The sequence below is a fragment of the Nitrosospira sp. Nsp13 genome (assembly GCF_900101945.1).
Lineage (GTDB): Bacteria > Pseudomonadota > Gammaproteobacteria > Burkholderiales > Nitrosomonadaceae > Nitrosospira > Nitrosospira multiformis_D.
This window is the reverse complement of record NZ_FMVD01000012.1, coordinates 24,062-40,831: the sequence shown is the minus strand read 5'-3', so window position 1 is coordinate 40,831 and position 16,770 is coordinate 24,062. Positions and strand designations below refer to the sequence as shown.

The 16,770-nt window shown below is 53.7% G+C and carries 10 protein-coding genes and 1 tRNA gene; 5 read left to right on the top strand and 6 right to left on the bottom strand.

Going from position 1 to position 16,770, the window contains the following annotated elements:
• Positions 1-6: 6 nt before the first annotated feature.
• On the bottom strand, positions 7-1,122 hold the full coding sequence (gene thiO / locus BLO43_RS13000; RefSeq protein ID WP_090907469.1) for a glycine oxidase ThiO: 1,116 nt from the start codon (positions 1,120-1,122) through the stop codon (positions 7-9).
• 142 nt (positions 1,123-1,264) lie between these two features.
• Between thiO and BLO43_RS12995 the strand changes: the two genes are divergently transcribed.
• Positions 1,265-1,340, top strand: a tRNA-Lys gene (locus tag BLO43_RS12995).
• A gap of 159 nt (positions 1,341-1,499) precedes the next feature.
• Here the strand turns inward: BLO43_RS12995 and BLO43_RS12990 are convergent.
• The 4 genes from BLO43_RS12990 to BLO43_RS12975 form a co-directional block, all read right to left on the bottom strand.
• Positions 1,500-2,627: a GTP pyrophosphokinase gene (locus BLO43_RS12990; RefSeq protein ID WP_090907420.1), complete on the bottom strand. Its 1,128-nt coding sequence runs from the start codon at positions 2,625-2,627 to the stop codon at positions 1,500-1,502.
• A gap of 71 nt (positions 2,628-2,698) precedes the next feature.
• A complete protein-coding gene (locus BLO43_RS12985; RefSeq protein WP_090907419.1) occupies positions 2,699-3,433 on the bottom strand; it encodes a zinc ribbon domain-containing protein in 735 nt (244 codons plus the stop codon).
• Between the two features lie 473 nt (positions 3,434-3,906).
• Positions 3,907-7,056, bottom strand: coding sequence for an efflux RND transporter permease subunit (locus tag BLO43_RS12980; RefSeq protein WP_090907418.1), 3,150 nt, complete (start codon positions 7,054-7,056; stop codon positions 3,907-3,909).
• A gap of 21 nt (positions 7,057-7,077) precedes the next feature.
• Positions 7,078-8,235, bottom strand: coding sequence for an efflux RND transporter periplasmic adaptor subunit (locus tag BLO43_RS12975; RefSeq protein WP_217628071.1), 1,158 nt, complete (start codon positions 8,233-8,235; stop codon positions 7,078-7,080).
• 772 nt (positions 8,236-9,007) lie between these two features.
• On the opposite strand from BLO43_RS12975, the gene BLO43_RS12970 reads away from it, so the two are divergent.
• The 4 genes from BLO43_RS12970 to BLO43_RS12955 all read left to right on the top strand — a co-directional run bounded on the left by BLO43_RS12970 (position 9,008) and on the right by BLO43_RS12955 (position 16,474).
• Entirely contained in the window at positions 9,008-10,141 is a 1,134-nt protein-coding gene (locus BLO43_RS12970; protein WP_090907417.1) for a PEP-CTERM sorting domain-containing protein, read from the top strand.
• Positions 10,142-10,511: 370 nt separating this feature from the next.
• Positions 10,512-11,513: a YheT family hydrolase gene (locus BLO43_RS12965; RefSeq protein ID WP_175443958.1), complete on the top strand. Its 1,002-nt coding sequence runs from the start codon at positions 10,512-10,514 to the stop codon at positions 11,511-11,513.
• 277 nt (positions 11,514-11,790) lie between these two features.
• Positions 11,791-15,345 (top strand): DNA polymerase III subunit alpha, encoded by a 3,555-nt coding sequence (gene dnaE / locus BLO43_RS12960; RefSeq protein ID WP_090907415.1) that lies wholly within the window; start codon positions 11,791-11,793, stop codon positions 15,343-15,345.
• A gap of 388 nt (positions 15,346-15,733) precedes the next feature.
• Positions 15,734-16,474, top strand: coding sequence for a YggS family pyridoxal phosphate-dependent enzyme (locus tag BLO43_RS12955; RefSeq protein ID WP_090907414.1), 741 nt, complete (start codon positions 15,734-15,736; stop codon positions 16,472-16,474).
• Positions 16,475-16,519: 45 nt separating this feature from the next.
• Here BLO43_RS12955 and BLO43_RS12950 read toward each other — a convergent pair whose 3' ends face one another.
• Positions 16,520-16,768: a YfhL family 4Fe-4S dicluster ferredoxin gene (locus BLO43_RS12950; RefSeq protein ID WP_074630710.1), complete on the bottom strand. Its 249-nt coding sequence runs from the start codon at positions 16,766-16,768 to the stop codon at positions 16,520-16,522.
• Positions 16,769-16,770: the final 2 nt, after the last annotated feature.

Genomic DNA, 16,770 nt, shown 5'->3' with positions numbered 1-16,770 from the left:
TAATGTTCATGCCGGCCATCGATAGGGTGTAACGTCCAGCGGCTGGGGCTTGTTCAGAATCATGTTGGATACAAGTCGCGCGCTGCCTGGTGCCATGGTAACACCGTAACGGTAGTGCCCACTGTTCAGATACAGGTTTGTAACGAAGGGATGACTGTCGATAACCGGTATATTCCCTGGCGAACCGGGACGCAGACCCGCCCAGTGACCGGCTAGCATTTCTTCGGTCAATGCAGGCACCAGCCTATGCGCCTTTTCCAGCAGTTCCTTCCGCACAGGAACGGTTGTGTGTTTATCGAAGGCGACTTCCTCCACCGTGCTGCCGGCCAGAATATAACCGTCTCGGCGTGGTATCAGATAAAAATTATCGGGTTCCTGTAATACAATCGTGGCGAGCAAACCGGGCTGTGCCTTGAACAGCAGGATCTGCCCCCGCACCGGCCAGATATCAAGCTTTAATGCATATTCGTGCAGAAGCTGACGGCTCCATGCTCCGGCGGTAACGATATAACTGGCCGCTGCATACTCCTCGCCACGGCTGGTGGCGACCGACTGGATGCGCTCTTGTGCTATCTTCCAGCTGGTGATTTCAGCATGTTCGATGATGGTGCCCCCATTCATCTCCACAGCGAGTACCAGCGCCTGTAGCAGGCGCGGATTGCGCACCTGGCAGACTTCGGGTAGCCAAAGCGCCGGTTCGTCGAGCGCCAGTGCCGGCGCAATTTCGTGAGAGTGAACCATTCTCGTGGCAAGATCATGTCGAGCGCACCAGGTTTCGGCTATGCGATGGCGAGCATCCTGTCGCGCGACTTCTTCCGGGTGGTTAGAGAATCCGGGCAGCACCAGCATGCCGCTCGCATGAAACTCCGGATCGATGCCTGTTTCCGTGTGCAACGCCTGGATAAACCCGGGATACAAGCAGTTGCTCCATTGCGTCAATTGCGTTACCGGATCGGAGTAATCCCATGGCAATAGCGGCGAAAGTATGCCTCCCCCCGCCCAAGATGACTCTTCCCCGCAGCGATTGCGCTCCAGTATGGTTACATGCGCTCCCTGCCGTAACAATTCGAGTGCTGTGGCCAGTCCGGCAATCCCTCCGCCTATAACGATAACGTCGTTCAAAAATTGATTCCTCGCATACCGCCAGTTTAAAGCAAATTTTGCGGCGAAACGGGACCGGTGGGCGATCACCGGGCTAGCCTGATCCAAAAAACTTTGTATCGGGGGAGCGAGTCGGTATAATGCACGTCCCTTGCGTATCTTTGGGTCGTTAGCTCAGCCGGTAGAGCAGCGGACTTTTAATCCGTTGGTCGCCAGTTCGAATCTGGCACGGCCTACCAATACAAACAGAAGCTTAGAATATTAGGGGTTTTGGTTATTAACGTTTAGTAGCTGCATAGTAGGCTTCATGTTAAACGTTGTTACCTAGAAATAGACGGAAAGCATAGTTTAAACACATGTTGGGGTCTTGACGTGAAACTCCTCAGCCACAAGAAGGACTAGACCGGAATTTTTATATCTGCCGGTTCGGGTTGCGGTACCTCGGCTGGGACGGGATCGAAGCAACCAATTACTATGTTTGCCCCTCGAAGCTTTTCAAGGCAGCTCCGCCTCCAGGCTTGAAACCAGGGCTCAGCTTGCAACGGATGGCGCTGGATAAATTTTTCCCCCATGCCAGCAAGCAACATAGCTTCGAAACGGCTAAGCTGTCCCAGTCTGGTTCCGGAAATCAATCTGGATAGCAGGTCGTGATCATACTTTCTGATGCACTGGTCGACCTGATCAAGCGAGGTGAAGCCGAGCCGAAGCAGAAGTCGAACGGTCCAGTCATAAGAGAAGTCTGTCATGCGACCATCAGTTCCCAAAGTCTTATCGAGGTACGTCTTAAGCGAGCTAGGCGTGATCTCAACAGTCTCAAGCTTACCGGCAGAGATGAGCGTTTCGGCTCTCGCAGTGAGGTCCCTATCTGCATCCTGAACGGCCTGAAACTCACGGTCGGCAATCTCCAATAAACCAGCAAGTGACATAAATCGCCTCTTAATGTCGCGAGGGATGGTCGCGGATGACTTGTACTGAATATCGTGCTCGATCTCCGCCCACGCATGCTGCAAGATTGTTCTTACTTGAACTTCCACCTTGGCGTCCTTGAATCGCTCATATTCAGGTAGTGGCGTGCGAACATCACTTAGCGTTATCAGGTAGTGGACGCTTTGATAGCCGAATCGTTCTTCCTCGATAAGGCTCTCTCCCTTATCGAAGTGTTCGAAGACTGCGAACTCACTCCGCAGCATTTGGTCAATTTCTTCAATTGTGCGCGGGAAGAAGGTAATGATCCTGATGGCAGCCTTATCATTTATTTGCTCTATAGGATTTGGGTACATTGGTTGATTTGGATCGTGCTTTGAAGGCTTAGCCGCCTTTCGACCAAAGCTCGCAGCGTCCTTTGCTCGCGCCTCGATCGAGTGAATCCGAATTTCCCGACGCTTCAGTGCCTCCTCCGCAATGTTCTTAGTCGCTCCGGCAAGATCAGAGTAATAGCTAGCAATCCGGAAATAGCTTGAGACGGCCGCCTGCTCGTGATGTGAGAAGTCGAATTTTTCAGCTTGTTCTTGAATTATTTCGGTCATTAGTGGGCACGATGAGCCTAACGTATTAGCGAATGACGCCGCTTCATACGCCGGTCCGGATAAGTGAATGATTAGTTAGACTTGATTAAAGGACTTTCTCGGGTGACCTTGTTATTTGGCTTATACTTGTTTTGGGTAAAACCACTAACGTCAAACTCAAACATCGGGGAGCCCTGTTGGTAAACGTTTGCCGCGATACGCACCTGTTTTGCTTTTAGCATTTTCTCAACAAATCTGCCATAGTTACGAATAAACACGGTCTCAGTGCTGTTGTCTTCAGCACCAGCCGCCGTATAGTTTATAGGCTGCTCATCGTCGAATCTCACAAGAACTATGCAATCTTCATAAGAACGACAGAGAAATTGCCCTTTCTCAATACTGAAAATTATGTCTTTTCCATAGCGGGGATGGGTCCTTAGCGTTAGCGTTGCATGTTGCTTTCCTGCATAAGGAAAGTCGAACTCTACTGTATTTGAGCTTGCAACCTGAGCCTGAAAGACGGTGCCTTTGCCCATCGGATCATCACTCAGATGGTAGGACCACTGTGACCCTTGAATTACGGGTTTAGGCGTCGAGACATTATGAACACCGGGAGCGGAATCCCCTGCCTGAGAAGAGGTGTGGCTTCCCTTACTGGAGGATTTAGTGCTTGAAAAGGTAGAATTAATTACTATTCCTACGCAAATCATGCCAATGAGCATTCCCCAACTCACTAGCTTGGTTTCAACCCGTGCGCCGCATTTTGGGCAGGTTTTAGCCTTTGAACTTACCTCTGTCCCGCATTCTTTGCACTTAATGAGTGCCATTGTAGTTTTCTTGTCTGATAACTGGAACTAAAGGTGTACTTGCGTCGATTGGTACGGATTTAAAAAAAGCTTGATTATATGTGTGCCACAAAGATGATCCCATATGCTCTGCTGTACTTCTAATTTAATTTACTCCACAGCGCAGTGTAGGCTGACCGCTTTGGATCAACGCGCTATCTTACCGATTTGTTTAGCTAAAGCTATTGCCTTAAGGTACACCTAAGTATGAGTAGGGGTATTCATGCGGGACATAAAATTTTCCCAGTCATTAAGAGACATAAAATAGAAAAATGATTGTTTCTCGTTGGGAGAATCGTCTTCATTTAAGCCTTACCGTACAGTTATTGACAGCGGGAAATAGAGGAAATAGGGGACAGACCACGGTTTTAGAATCTAATCGGGTTTTGGCAACCGCGACGGCAAATCCATTATCTTTGGCGAATACCGGCTAGTCTCAGGTATTCCCGCATCACCTACGTTTTCGGATCGTGGCGGACAAGCGCGCTTCCCGATAATTTGCGCAGGGCGACATAGAACACAGGCGTGAGGAACAGCCCGAACAGGGTTACGCCGATCATGCCCGCGAACACGGTAATCCCCGTGGCTGAGCGCACTTCCGCGCCGGCACCCGTGGAAAGTACCAGCGGTACCGAGCCGGCGACAAAGGCGATGGAGGTCATGACGATCGGTCGCAGGCGCAGGCGGCAGGCCTCCAGCGCTGCTTCAACGATCCCCTTGCCCTGGAATTCCAGTTCACGCGCGAATTCGACGATCAGGATCGCATTCTTGCAGGCCAGGCCCATCAGCACGACCAGCCCCACCTGCACGAATATATTGTTGTCGCCACCGGTCAGCCACACGCCGAGCAAGGCGGCGCACATGCATACCGGCACGATCAGGATGACGGCAAGCGGCAGCGTCCAGCTTTCGTACAGTGCGGCGAGCACGAGAAAGGCGAGCATGACGGCAAGCGGAAATACGATCAGCTTTGCGTTGCTTTGCGTCACCTGTTGATAGGTCAGGTCCGTCCATTCGAGCATCATGCCGTCCGGCAGCATTTCCCCGGCCATTTCCTTTAGCCGGGTAATGGCCTGTCCCGAGGATAACTGACGCGGATCGGAATCGCCAATCAGATCGGCAGCCGGATAACCGTTGTAACGCAGCACCGGATCGGGACCATAGGTCGGCGTGATCGTCGTCATCGCGCTCATGGGTATCATATCGCCCCTCTCATTGCGTACGCGCAATTTCTCAATATCTTCAATGCGTTGCCGTTTACCGGCGTCGGCCTGGACAAAAACGCGATAGACCCGGCCGAACAGGTTGAAGTCATTCACATAGGCTGAGCCCAGGTAGATTTGCAGCGTATCGAACAGCTCGTTCAGCGGCACGCCCTGCGCTTTGGCCTTGGTGCGATCGACCTTGATTTCAAGCTGGGGAATATTTGCCTGATAAGCGCTGACCGGATAAGTGAATCCTGGGGTCTGCGCAATCTTGCCCTGGAATGCTTTGGTCGCATCCTGCAGTGCGCCATAACCCAGACCGGCGCGATCCTCCACGTACAGCGAATAACCGGAACCATTGCCCAATCCCTCGATTGGCGGCGGCATCAACGCGAAGGTAATACCCTCCTCAATGGAAGCGAATTTCTCGTTGAGCTCCGCGACGATGGCGCTGGCGCTGCGGCTGCGCTGATCGAACGGCTTGAGGATGACATAGGCGGCGCTGAAATTAGGCGTGTTGGTCAGCTGCAAGGCGTTGAGGCCTGCGTAGGCTGCCACTTTTTCCACGCCGTCTGTGCCAAGGGCGATATCGATCATCTTGCGCACGACCTCGTCGGTGCGTGCAAGCGAGGCGCCCTCGGGCAGCTTGGCGCCGGTGAAGAGATAGAGTTTATCCTGTGTCGGGATAAAACCATCCGGCACCTTGCCGAACAGCAGCGCGGTGCAGGCAAGCAGCATGAGGTAGACGCCAAACACGAGCCCGCGTTTTGTCAGGGCGTGCCCGACGGTACGATGATATCTCTCGGAGCTGCGCTGGAAGAAACGGTTGAAGGGACGGAATACCCAGCCGAGCAAACGCTCGATCACGCGCGATAGCGCATCTTTGGGCGTATCGTGGCTTTTGAGCAGCATGGCCGCCAATGCGGGCGACAGGGTCAATGAATTGATGGCCGAAATCACCGTGGAAACCGCAATCGTCACTGCAAACTGCTTGTAAAATTGGCCGGTTACGCCCGTCAGGAAGGCCATCGGCACGAATACCGCGCACAGCACCAGCGCAATGGCAATGATGGGGCCCGATACTTCCTTCATCGCCTGGTGCGCGGCGGCGAGCGGCGTTAGCCCTTCCTCGATGTTGCGCTCGACATTCTCGACGACGACAATGGCATCGTCGACGACGATGCCGATCGCGAGCACAAGACCGAACAAGGTCAGAGTGTTGATCGAAAAACCGAGCAGGTACAGTACGGCAAAGGTGCCCACTATCGACACGGGTACCGCGATCAGGGGGATGATCGACGCACGCCAGGTTTGCAGGAACAGAATCACGACAACCACGACGAGTGAAATGGCTTCCAGCAGCGTGTTCTGCACGGCGCGGATGGAATCGCGCACAAAAACGGTGGGGTCCCATGTCGGATCGTAGACGACGCCCGGCGGGAAGCGCTTGGATAGCTCATCCATCTTCGCATACACCGAGTCCGCTACCGCCAGGGCATTGGCGCCCGGCGAGAGGAAGACGCCTACCGTGGCGTTGGTGTTCCTGTTGTTATACGCGCGCACGGTATAATTGCCGGAGCCAAGTTCCACGCGCGCCACGTTTGACAGGCGCACCACTTCCCCATTCGGGCCGCTCTTCAGTATGATGTCCCCAAACTCGGCCTCCGTGCTCAGCCGGCCGCGAACATTGATTGAAACCAGGAAATCCGGTTTGTTCGGCGAAGGCTCGGCCCCGAGCTGGCCGGCCGATACCTGCACATTCTGTTCGCGCAGCGCGTTGAGTACGTCACCGCTCGTCAGGCCGCGCGAAGCGACTTTATCCGGATCGAGCCAGATTCGCATCGCGTAGTCGCCCGAACCGAACAGCTGCACATCGCCGATGCCGTGCAGGCGGGATAGCTCATCCTTGACATGCAGCACCAGGTAGTTACGCAAGTAGAGCGAGTCGTAGCGCCCGTCCGTCGAGAACAGGTTCATGTACATCAACGGCGTCGGGGATTGTTTTTGCGTCGTCACGCCATATTGCCGAACCGCCTCCGGCAGGCGCGGCAGCGCCTGGCTCACCCGGTTCAGTACGCGCACCGCGGCGATGTCCGGATCCACGCCCGGCGTGAAGGTGATCACTACCTGCAGGGTGCCGTCGGAACTGGCGATAGACTTCAGGTACATAATGCCTTCAACGCCGTTGATGGCTTCTTCCAGTGGCACGGCTACCGATTCGGCGATCTCTTTCGGGTTGGCACCTGGGTAGTTGGTGCGTACCAGAACGGTCGGCGGGATGACTTCCGGATATTCGCCGTTCGGCAGCAGGGGGATTGCAATCAGGCCGGCGGCAAAAATCACGATTGACAGCACCGCCGCGAAGATTGGCCGATCGATAAAGAATCTGGAGAAATCCACGAAAGGTTACCTAACCGCGCCTTACAGCGCAGCCATCGGGATTTCATTGGGTTTAACCGGCATACCGGGGTGGATTTTCTGCTGGCCGGCGACGACGATCTTGTCGTCCGCCGCAAGACCGGACTGTATCACGCGCAATCCCTCCGCCATGCGGCCGGGCACGATGTCCTTGCGTTGGACTTTAGCATCCTTGCCTACCACGTAGACGTACTTGCGGTCCTGATCGGTCATCACGGCCTTGTCATCAATCAGCAGGACATTTTCCTTCCTGCCGCTGACGAATTGCACGCGCACGAACAAGCCGGGGGTAAAAATGCGATCGGCATTGGGGAGCACGGCGCGCACGCGTATGGTTCCAACAGCGGAATTGACCTGGTTGTCGAAGAAGTTGATCGTGCCCGCGTGGGGATAGCCTTCCTCGTTGACCAGGCCGACACGTACCGAGGTGCCTGCCGGCGTGCCTCCGCCATCGCGCGCCTGTTCGCCGTAGCGCAGGTAGCTGTTCTCGTCGACGTCGAAGTATACATATATCGGATCCTGCGACACTACCGTGGTCAGTATGGTCTGGTCGGCAACGGCCAGATTGCCGGCGGTTACCAGGGCACGGCTCGTTTTCCCGTCGACTGGCGCGCGTACCTCAGTAAATTCCAGCTGGAGCTTCGCATTGGCTACCACCGCCTCGGCAGCATCGATATCCGCGGCGGTCTGCGTGTGCGTGGTGCGGCGCGTGTCCGCCTCTTCGCGTGAGATTGCTTCAGCATCCATCAGCAGCCGGGCATTGTTGTCCAGCATGCCCGCGAGCTGTTTCGCCACGCGCGCACGATCGAGCTGCGCCTGCGCATTGGCCAGCGCTGTCCGGTAGGGGCGCTGATCGATGAGGAACATCAGATCACCCTGCTTCACGTCCTGACCTTCCTTGTAAGCGACACGTTGCACATAGCCGCTCACACGGGCTCGCAGTTCAACGGTATCGATCGCGCTGATACGCCCATTGTATTCATCCCATTGTTGTACCGGTTTGGAGAGCACCTGGGCAATGCTGACTTCCGGCGAAGGTGGCGCCTGCTCACCCCCAGCCTGCCCGCTGTCACAACCTGCCAGCACCAGCGTCAATGCGATGATTACGCCTGGCATCATCGACCGTGTACGATACACTCTACCGATTTGAGAGTGACGCATGCATATTCCTCTTGGCTATTGCAACAAGGCGACAAGGTAGGAACTTGTCCCCCATTATCAGAGTCAAGATTATCCCCTGCCTATCAACATTTGAAAATCATGCGTAGCTGATGAGTATGATTGCACAAACCGGTTGCCAAATGAACGTAATAAAGCAACCTAAAGGGGTCAGCTCACGAAACGGAAAAAATCGTACGTTAGCAGAATATAAATGGTCACGGGGATGCAGGAAACTTTCTTCGCATGGCCCGACCATCGAGTGCTAAAGCGAAAATTTCGTGAATCAAGGGCTCATCCGCCCAATGACGGTGTCGATGGCTTTTATCGCTACCGCTTTTAGGCAACGAGTGCCGCTGATTTTTACTCAGCTGACTCGGACTTACTAAGAGAGAGCGGAACAGTCAGGTTTGGGGTGGTGATAACAAGACATAGCTCCCTTGGCAACCTAGCCGGATTCCACCCAACACCCTTTGCAAACCGAGATCCTACTGCGCCGCGCAGTTAATTGAGGGTAGCAGGTCACTGCCGACCAAGTAATTTTTCCTGTCTCAGGTGGAAATCTCCTTCTTGGAAACTGTGTATCTAAACGAATTGGGCTTCAACTTTGACCATCTCATTGTCGAAAAATTTTACACTATGGTTCGCCTCGAATAAAGGTGCACGTGCAACTCTTTTAATATTAATGATATTTTATTTATGGCATGAAAAATGCTTATAAAACAATATGAATGAGATGGGTTCATAGCGCTCCTCTAAAAAACAGGAATAAAAAATGAGATTCACACCCACGACGCTGCACCAAAAAATCACTCTCGCATTGGGTGCTTTGGTGCTAATCCCGCTGCCGGCCAGTGCGCTTCTGATTAATACTTCCCCAGCAGGCTTTAGCAACTCCGCAAGCGCTACCGATACCGAGGGCGGAAGCGCCAGCAACAATAACGGTGCCAGCCTGGGGACCAGCACCATCAGTCAGTTCAACTCGAATCAGGGTGTGCTGATAGGCACCACCCTGAATCTCACCTCGACGCGGACCCAAAGCACTTGGACTCGATCCACAGATGGCGCCAATACTGGCAGTAACACTACGGGTACCACGAGTGGGACCGGCAGCAGCACCGCCAGTATCTCGGGACCGGGCGTAAATGCCACCTTTTTACCGGCTATCAATGGTAGCGATTCATGTTCGGACAATCGCAGGGGTGCGTGTACCGGCGCCGCTACCACAAGTTCCTCTACTACTACCAACCTGAATCAGGCTGTATCTTCTGCTAATCTGGATAGTTATGTCGGCAACGGCGATGTAACGCTGGCACGCACGGCCCCGACACTGACGGCAACTCAGACCAGCGCCCAATTCACGGGGACAGAGACGACGCAATATACGGTCACCTGGGCGGGCGATGTCGGCGCCACTTATGACTACCTGCTGCACGCCGCGCCGTCCTTCGACGGTTCCTCAACAATGCTCACCCTGAACCTGGATTTCGGAACTTTCTTCGTGGGTGATGCTGCCACCCTTGGATTCAGCCTCTTCAATCTGGCTGATGCCAACCGGGTCGGCCTTGATCTCGACAGCATCTTCGGTAGCGGCGACATCGGCACGCTATTAACCGACTTGGGTAGCTTCGGCGGCCTGGGCCAAGGTTCAAGCCATGACTGGCTGGCCATGCTGGACACCTCTTCAGCCGGAATTTTCAGCGCCAGGTACCTATTAAGCCTGTCGGATGCGGACGTCGGCGCGGCATCCAGCCGGGCTGCCTATAGTCTCACCCTGAATCTGACTGGCAGGGTAAACGATTTACCCAATCCGATAGCGCAGATCGATGCGGTACCCGAGCCTGCCACTCTTGCACTTCTTGGCCTCGGCCTGGTGGGTCTGGGTTTGAGCCGCCGCAAAAAATCGTAAAACCAATTTACACGTTAAAACAGACCCGCTTCGGCGGGTTTTTGTTTGCAGCAGGCAGAGTATGCACGATATGTTTCACTCAAAATTCTCTCGCTAAATAGGAAAGATATGAGATATCCGTCAGCTGAAGAGTGGAACTGCTGCTGCGTTGCATCCCCGCACCGGCTTTGCAATCGGCTGAAAACAGCTCGCCATAACTGATAATGAGCTCCGCATGTTATTATGTGCAATCGATTCTAATAGCTCATTGTGTTGTAGCTCATTGATCAACTTGATCTTTATTGGCCATTGGTTGGAATCTGCCAATGTCTGATGTCTGATAAGACTTAGCGTGAAAATCTCCACCCTCCGTTTACGCGCAAAACCCTACATGGCCCCCACATGGCTGCGGGGGGGACATGCGCAGACCATCTATCCCTATCTGCTGTCACGCCCCCTGGTTACTTACCGGCGCGAACGCTGGGAACTGGATGATGGAGATTTCATTGATATCGACTGGCTGGATAATCCTGCCAATGCGCCGCTGGTGATACTGTTTCACGGGCTTGAAGGAGATTCGTGCAGTCATTACATTCTGAGTATGATGAGCTTACTGCAGGATCTGGGCTGGCGCGCCGGGGTAGTGCATTTTCGCGGCTGTTCGGGATCGCCCAACCGCTTGCCGCGCGCCTATCACGCCGGCGACTCGATGGAGATTGATTGGATACTGCGCAGGATAAGCGGACAAAACAAGCTTTCGGGTTCCGCGCCGCTCTATGTGGTGGGGGTATCACTGGGCGGAAATGCTTTTCTGAAATGGCTGGGTGAGCAAGGTCAGCAAGCCTGTCAGTTGATCGACGGTGCCGCGGCGGTTTCCGTGCCGCTGGATCTGGCCGCCGCGGGGAGCGCTCTGGCGTCGGGCTTCAACCTGCTCTATACCCGTCACTTTCTCGATACGCTGAAACGCAAGGCGCTGGAGAAATTTGGCCGCTTCCCCGGCCTGTTTGACGCAGCCGCAGTAGCCGCATGCACTACGTTATATCAATTCGACAATCTCGTGACGGCACCGCTGCACGGCTTTCGAGATGCCGAAGACTACTGGCACCAATCCAGTAGCAAGCCATGGCTCAGGCATATCCAGGTTCGCACCCTCGTCATCAATGCCTTCAACGATCCTTTTATGCCGGCCTCCGTATTGCCTGAATCGCATGAGGTATCATCCGCAGTCACGCTGGAATTTCCCGAAGAAGGGGGGCACGCCGGATTTCTGAATGCGCCTTTTCCGGGCAGGCTGACATGGCTCCCGGAAAGAATTATCAGTTTCTTCGCGGAGCAAGGCTCTGAAGTTTATCGCAATTCCCAAATGGATTTAATCGAGCTCAGAAGCTCTTAACCCGGATATTTCATAAACTCCGTGAAAAGAGTGGCGTAATTATTCAGACGCCCGACTGAATAAAATTTCCAAAGAAACAGACATCAGTGGGAGATGCGCGAATTTATGAAACATCCGGGTTAGATATTCCCTCAAGTTTGGGAATGGGGCAATTGGTGTAAAATCGACTCCCGATTTTCAGTATTTAGTTTTGAGTGTCGAGCCGGCAGCCGGGCCCATAGGATTGAATGCCGTGGCCAGCCGCTCATGCCAAACATCAAGCCAGGATCACGGCAACATGTCTACATCTCCCACTTTTGTTCACCTGCGCATGCACAGCGAGTATTCCATCGTGGATGGTATTGTGCGTATCGACGATGCGGTGGCAAAAGCGGCGTCCGACAGTATGCCGGCATTGTCGCTGACAGATCTTTCCAACCTGTTCGGTATGGTGAAATTTTACCAGGAGGCGCGCGCCAAAGGCATAAAACCGATTATTGGCTGCGATGTCTGGATAAGTAACGAAGATGACAGGAACAAGCCCGCACGTATTTTATTGTTGTGCCAGTCCAACCCGGGCTACCTTCTGTTGTGCCGGCTGTTGTCACGTGCCTATCGTGAAAACCAGCGCCAGGGGCGGGCGGAAATCAAAAAGGCCTGGTTTGCCGAGAGCGGAAGCGGAACAACGGGACTGATTGCCCTGTCCGGGGCGAACCTTGGCGATATTAGCCTGATGTTGATGCAGAATAATTTAGTTCAAGCGGAAATACTGGCGCGAGAGTGGGCGGGTTTATTTCCGGACCGTTTTTATATCGAAGTGCAGCGAATAGGGCATCCCAATACCGAGACTCTCGTGCAGAGCTCACTGGCGCTGGCATCCGCATTGCATTTGCCGGTAGTGGCGACGCAATCGGTACAGTTTTTAAATCCCGATGATTACAAGGCACACGAGGCTCGAGTATGTATCGCGGAAGGTTACGTGCTGGGCGACCGCCGCCGCCCGAAGCATTGCACCGAAGAACAGTATTTCAAGACCCAGGAAGAGATGACGGCATTGTTCGCCGATATACCGGCGGCGCTCGCCAACACAGTGGAGCTTGCCAAGCGCTGTAATCTCGCGCTGGAATTGGGGGTCAATCGTCTCCCATTATTTCCTACGCCCAACAACCAGAGTCTGGAACTGTATCTGCGCGCTCAATCGGAGGCAGGCCTTGAAGAGCGCATGGAGGCACTCTATCCCGATATAACTGAGCGCAATGCGCAGATGCCAAAATATCGCGCGCGGCTGGATTTCGAGGCCTCCACCATCGTACAGATGGGATTCGCCGGTTATTTTCTGATCGTTGCCGATTTCATCAACTGGGCCAAGCACAATGGTGTGCCTGTGGGCCCCGGCCGAGGCTCCGGCGCGGGTTCGCTGGTCGCTTATTCCCTAGGCATTACCGACCTCGATCCGCTTCGTTACGATTTACTGTTTGAACGCTTCCTTAATCCGGAACGTGTTTCCATGCCTGATTTTGATATTGATTTCTGCCAGGACGGGCGCGAACATGTCATAGATTATGTCAAACAGAAGTATGGTGCCGAGAGTGTTTCGCAGATCGCAACTTTTGGCACCATGGCGGCAAAAGCGGTGGTGCGCGACGTTGGACGGGTGATGGATTTGCCTTATAACTTCGTCGATCAGCTGGCGAAGCTGGTACCGTTTGATCTCGGCATGACGCTAAAGAAGGCGCGTGCAGAGGAGCCACAACTGAATCAGCGCGCGCAAGCGGAAGAAGAAGTGCGCAATCTGCTGGAACTGGCCGAACGCCTCGAGGGACTTACACGCAATGTTGGCATGCACGCCGGGGGGGTGCTGATCGCGTCGGGAAAGATTACTGATTTTTGCCCCGTTTATTGCACTGATGCGGGTGATTCGGTAATCAGCCAGCTGGATAAAGATGATGTGGAGAAAATCGGCCTGGTGAAGTTCGACTTCCTCGGGTTGCGGACGTTGACCATACTCGACTGGACCGTCAGATATATCAGGCAGCGAAATGCACACCCCGCCGAACAGGTGTCCGGGCGCGCGGCAACGGATGTCGATGGGGATATTACTGAAACCGGAATCGGGATCGTCAAATCCTTTTCCCTGGAAAACCTGCCTCTGGACGACCCGGCTACCTACGCGCTATTGCGGCAGGGAAACGCCGTAGGAGTGTTCCAGTTCGAATCGCGTGGCATGAAAGATCTATTGCAGAAAGCAAAGCCCGACTGTTTTGAGGACATCATCGCGCTGGTGGCGCTGTATCGTCCGGGGCCGATGGCCCTAATTCCCGAATTTACCGAACGTAAGCATGGCAAGCGCGTGGAGTATCTTGATCCACGTTTGCAACCCATACTTGAGCCCACTTATGGCGTGATGATTTACCAGGAACAAGTCATGCAAATCGCGCAGGTAATAGGCGGCTATAGTCTCGGGAGTGCCGATCTGCTGCGGCGTGCAATGGGTAAGAAAAAAGTCGAAGAAATGGCCATGCAGCGCGATATTTTCGTTGCCGGCGCCACCAGGAATGGTTTGACGGAGCGCGATGCGACCGAACTGTTCAGCCTGATGGAAAAATTCGCGGGCTACGGTTTCAACAAATCGCACGCGGCGGCTTACGCCCTGATTGCATTTCAGACTGCCTATCTCAAGACGCATTATCCCGCTGAATTCGTGGCTGCCACGCTATCCGCCGATATGGACGATACGGACAAGGTGCATGCGTTTTTTGAGGATGGCATTGCCAATGGGCTCTCCATCCTGCCGCCCGACATCAATCTTTCCAGTCACCGTTTTATTCCGGTGGATAAAAAAACCATACGATATGGCCTGGGAGCAGTGAAAGGGACGGGAGAATCGGCGATTGCAGCAATCATCAAGGCACGTGATCAGGATGGGTCCTATACCGACCTGTTCGATTTCTGCCGGCGGGTGGACAAGCGCATTGTCAACCGCCGCGTGGTGGAATCGCTCATCCGCGCTGGCGCGTTTGATTCTGTCAATAACCATCGGGCAGGCTTGCTGGCATCGGTTGGCATTGCACTCGAATCGGCCGAACAGGCGGGCCGTGCAGTCAATCAGGTGAGTTTATTTGGCGAGATTGACGACTCGATGGAACAGCAGAGTTTGATCAACGTGCCGCAGTGGGTGGAAAAGGAGCAACTGAAGAATGAAAAAATGGCGCTGGGATTCTATTTGAGCGGCCACCCATTCAACGCCTGTGCGGAAGAGCTGAAAGGCTTTGTGCGCACGCGGTTGAATCGATTGAATCCCCAGCGGGAACCGCAACTTCTGGCGGGAATCGTCTACGCTATACGCACGCAGATGACCCGGCGTGGCAAGATGGGGGTGATCGTATTGGATGACGCCAGTGCACGGGTGGAGATAGTTGTATACAACGAGTTATTCGAATCTGTCCGTAATTGGCTGAAGGAAGATCAGCTGCTTTTGGTAGAAGCCAAGGTGAGCAGTAAAAGAGGGGACGACGGGAATGGCGATGAACTGCGTATTTCCGCCGATCAGCTCTATAATCTGGACAGCGCTCGCTCGCGCTACGCAAAATGCGTGAGACTCCACTGCAACGGGCTGGCAAACGCGGCCAAGCTAAAGGAATTACTTGCGCCCTATCGTATGAATGCGAACACCGCCAATGCCGGCAATAGCCAACATGGCGATGGGTACTGTCCGGTATCGGTGATTTATCGCAATAAGGATACGGTTTGCGAACTGAAGTTGGGGGATGCGTGGCGCGTAAGCCTGCAAGACAATTTGCTGCAATCCCTGTCAGCGCATTTCAAGGCAGAAAATGTCAAAGTGATTTATTGACGGGATGGTACCGGTGCTGTTATCCGGGTGCCTTTATTCTTGACCGAATAGTTCAGTAGCTCTACTATGCTTCCGCTCACTCAATATTTTTGTATCCTCGTAGAGAACATTGCGTAGCTACAGATCAATTAAAGATCCACCTATGAGCCCCCGGTTGGGTGCTTATGTAGAATGGATAAAAGCGTAACCAACCATCAAAACCCGGACATAGATAACACACCGGCTCAATTTCCTCACTGAGGGCTATTTCTCATGCTGGATTGGACCAAAAGCAATGAGTAAAGAAGCGATGGGGATTGTAAAATAAGATAAGCCAGATGATGGATTGCACGCTTCGCTTCACCCATCCTACTGAAAATCACATGGAAGCATCATAAAAAGGTAAAAAATGGAACCCAACAGAACAACCATTGCCTCGGGCTTGGAGAAAGTAAAAACTCGCATAAGGGAGATTGCGGACAAAACGGGCCGGCAACCCGAAGCCATTACCCTTTTAGCTGCAAGCAAAACCAATCCCGCCGAGTGCCTGCGTGAAGCCTTTGCCGCCGGGCAGACGATTTTCGGGGAAAATTATCTTCAGGAGGCGCTGGGGAAGATCCCGGCGCTCGCCGACTTACCCATCGAGTGGCATTTTATCGGTCCCATACAGAGCAATAAAACAAAACGCATCGCAGAGAATTTTTCCTGGGTGCATAGCATAGACCGGAAAAAGATTGCCGATCGCTTGTCGAAGGATAGATCCGAATCGTTGCCTCCCCTTCAGGTATGCTTGCAGGTAAACGTGAGTGGAGAAGACAGCAAGAGTGGTGTGGCACCGGATGAGGCCGCCGATCTGGCAGCACATATTGTGGGGTTGCCCCGCCTGAAACTGCGGGGAGTGATGGCCATTCCCGAGCTTACCAAAGCCACCGCTCTGCAGCGCAGCCAGTTCCGCATGCTGAAAGAAACGTACGATCAGCTTAAACAGGCTGGCTATGAGCTTGACACCATCTCGATGGGTATGTCGGAAGACCTGGATATCGCCATCGAAGAAGGCGCAACCCTGGTTCGCATCGGCACGGCGATCTTTGGACCAAGACGCTACGCTATCCCTGAGGAGCTTGCTATCCAGCAAGGAAAACCTGAGTAACTCCCCGATTTAATTGACACCCTGCCTGCTACGCGGAGGATTTGCTCAGAGGTTGCCGAGGGCAAGATACTTTTCGTGTAGTTGCGCTTTGGTCTCAACAATATCCGGATTAAGGATGATGCAGTCCACCGGACAGACTTCCACGCATTGTGAAACTTCGTGATGCCCCACGCATTCGGTGCAGAGGTCAGGGGCTATTACATAGATTTCTTCCCCTTGCGAAATGGCATCGTTGGGACACTCCGGTTCGCATACATCGCAGTTGATGCATTCATCAGTGATCATTAAGGCCATAT

Excerpts from the sequence above, each read along its gene's own strand:
- BLO43_RS12990 (WP_090907420.1), bottom strand. The coding sequence starts at position 2,627 with ATGACCGAAATAATTCAAGAACAAGCTGAAAAATTCGACTTCTCACAT.
- BLO43_RS12985 (WP_090907419.1), bottom strand. The coding sequence starts at position 3,433 with ATGGCACTCATTAAGTGCAAAGAATGCGGGACAGAGGTAAGTTCAAAG.
- BLO43_RS12975 (WP_217628071.1), bottom strand. The coding sequence starts at position 8,235 with ATGCGTCACTCTCAAATCGGTAGAGTGTATCGTACACGGTCGATGATG.
- BLO43_RS12970 (WP_090907417.1), top strand. The coding sequence starts at position 9,008 with ATGAGATTCACACCCACGACGCTGCACCAAAAAATCACTCTCGCATTG.
- BLO43_RS12965 (WP_175443958.1), top strand. The coding sequence starts at position 10,512 with ATGGCCCCCACATGGCTGCGGGGGGGACATGCGCAGACCATCTATCCC.
- dnaE (WP_090907415.1), top strand. The coding sequence starts at position 11,791 with ATGTCTACATCTCCCACTTTTGTTCACCTGCGCATGCACAGCGAGTAT.
- BLO43_RS12955 (WP_090907414.1), top strand. The coding sequence starts at position 15,734 with ATGGAACCCAACAGAACAACCATTGCCTCGGGCTTGGAGAAAGTAAAA.
- BLO43_RS12950 (WP_074630710.1), bottom strand. The coding sequence starts at position 16,768 with ATGGCCTTAATGATCACTGATGAATGCATCAACTGCGATGTATGCGAA.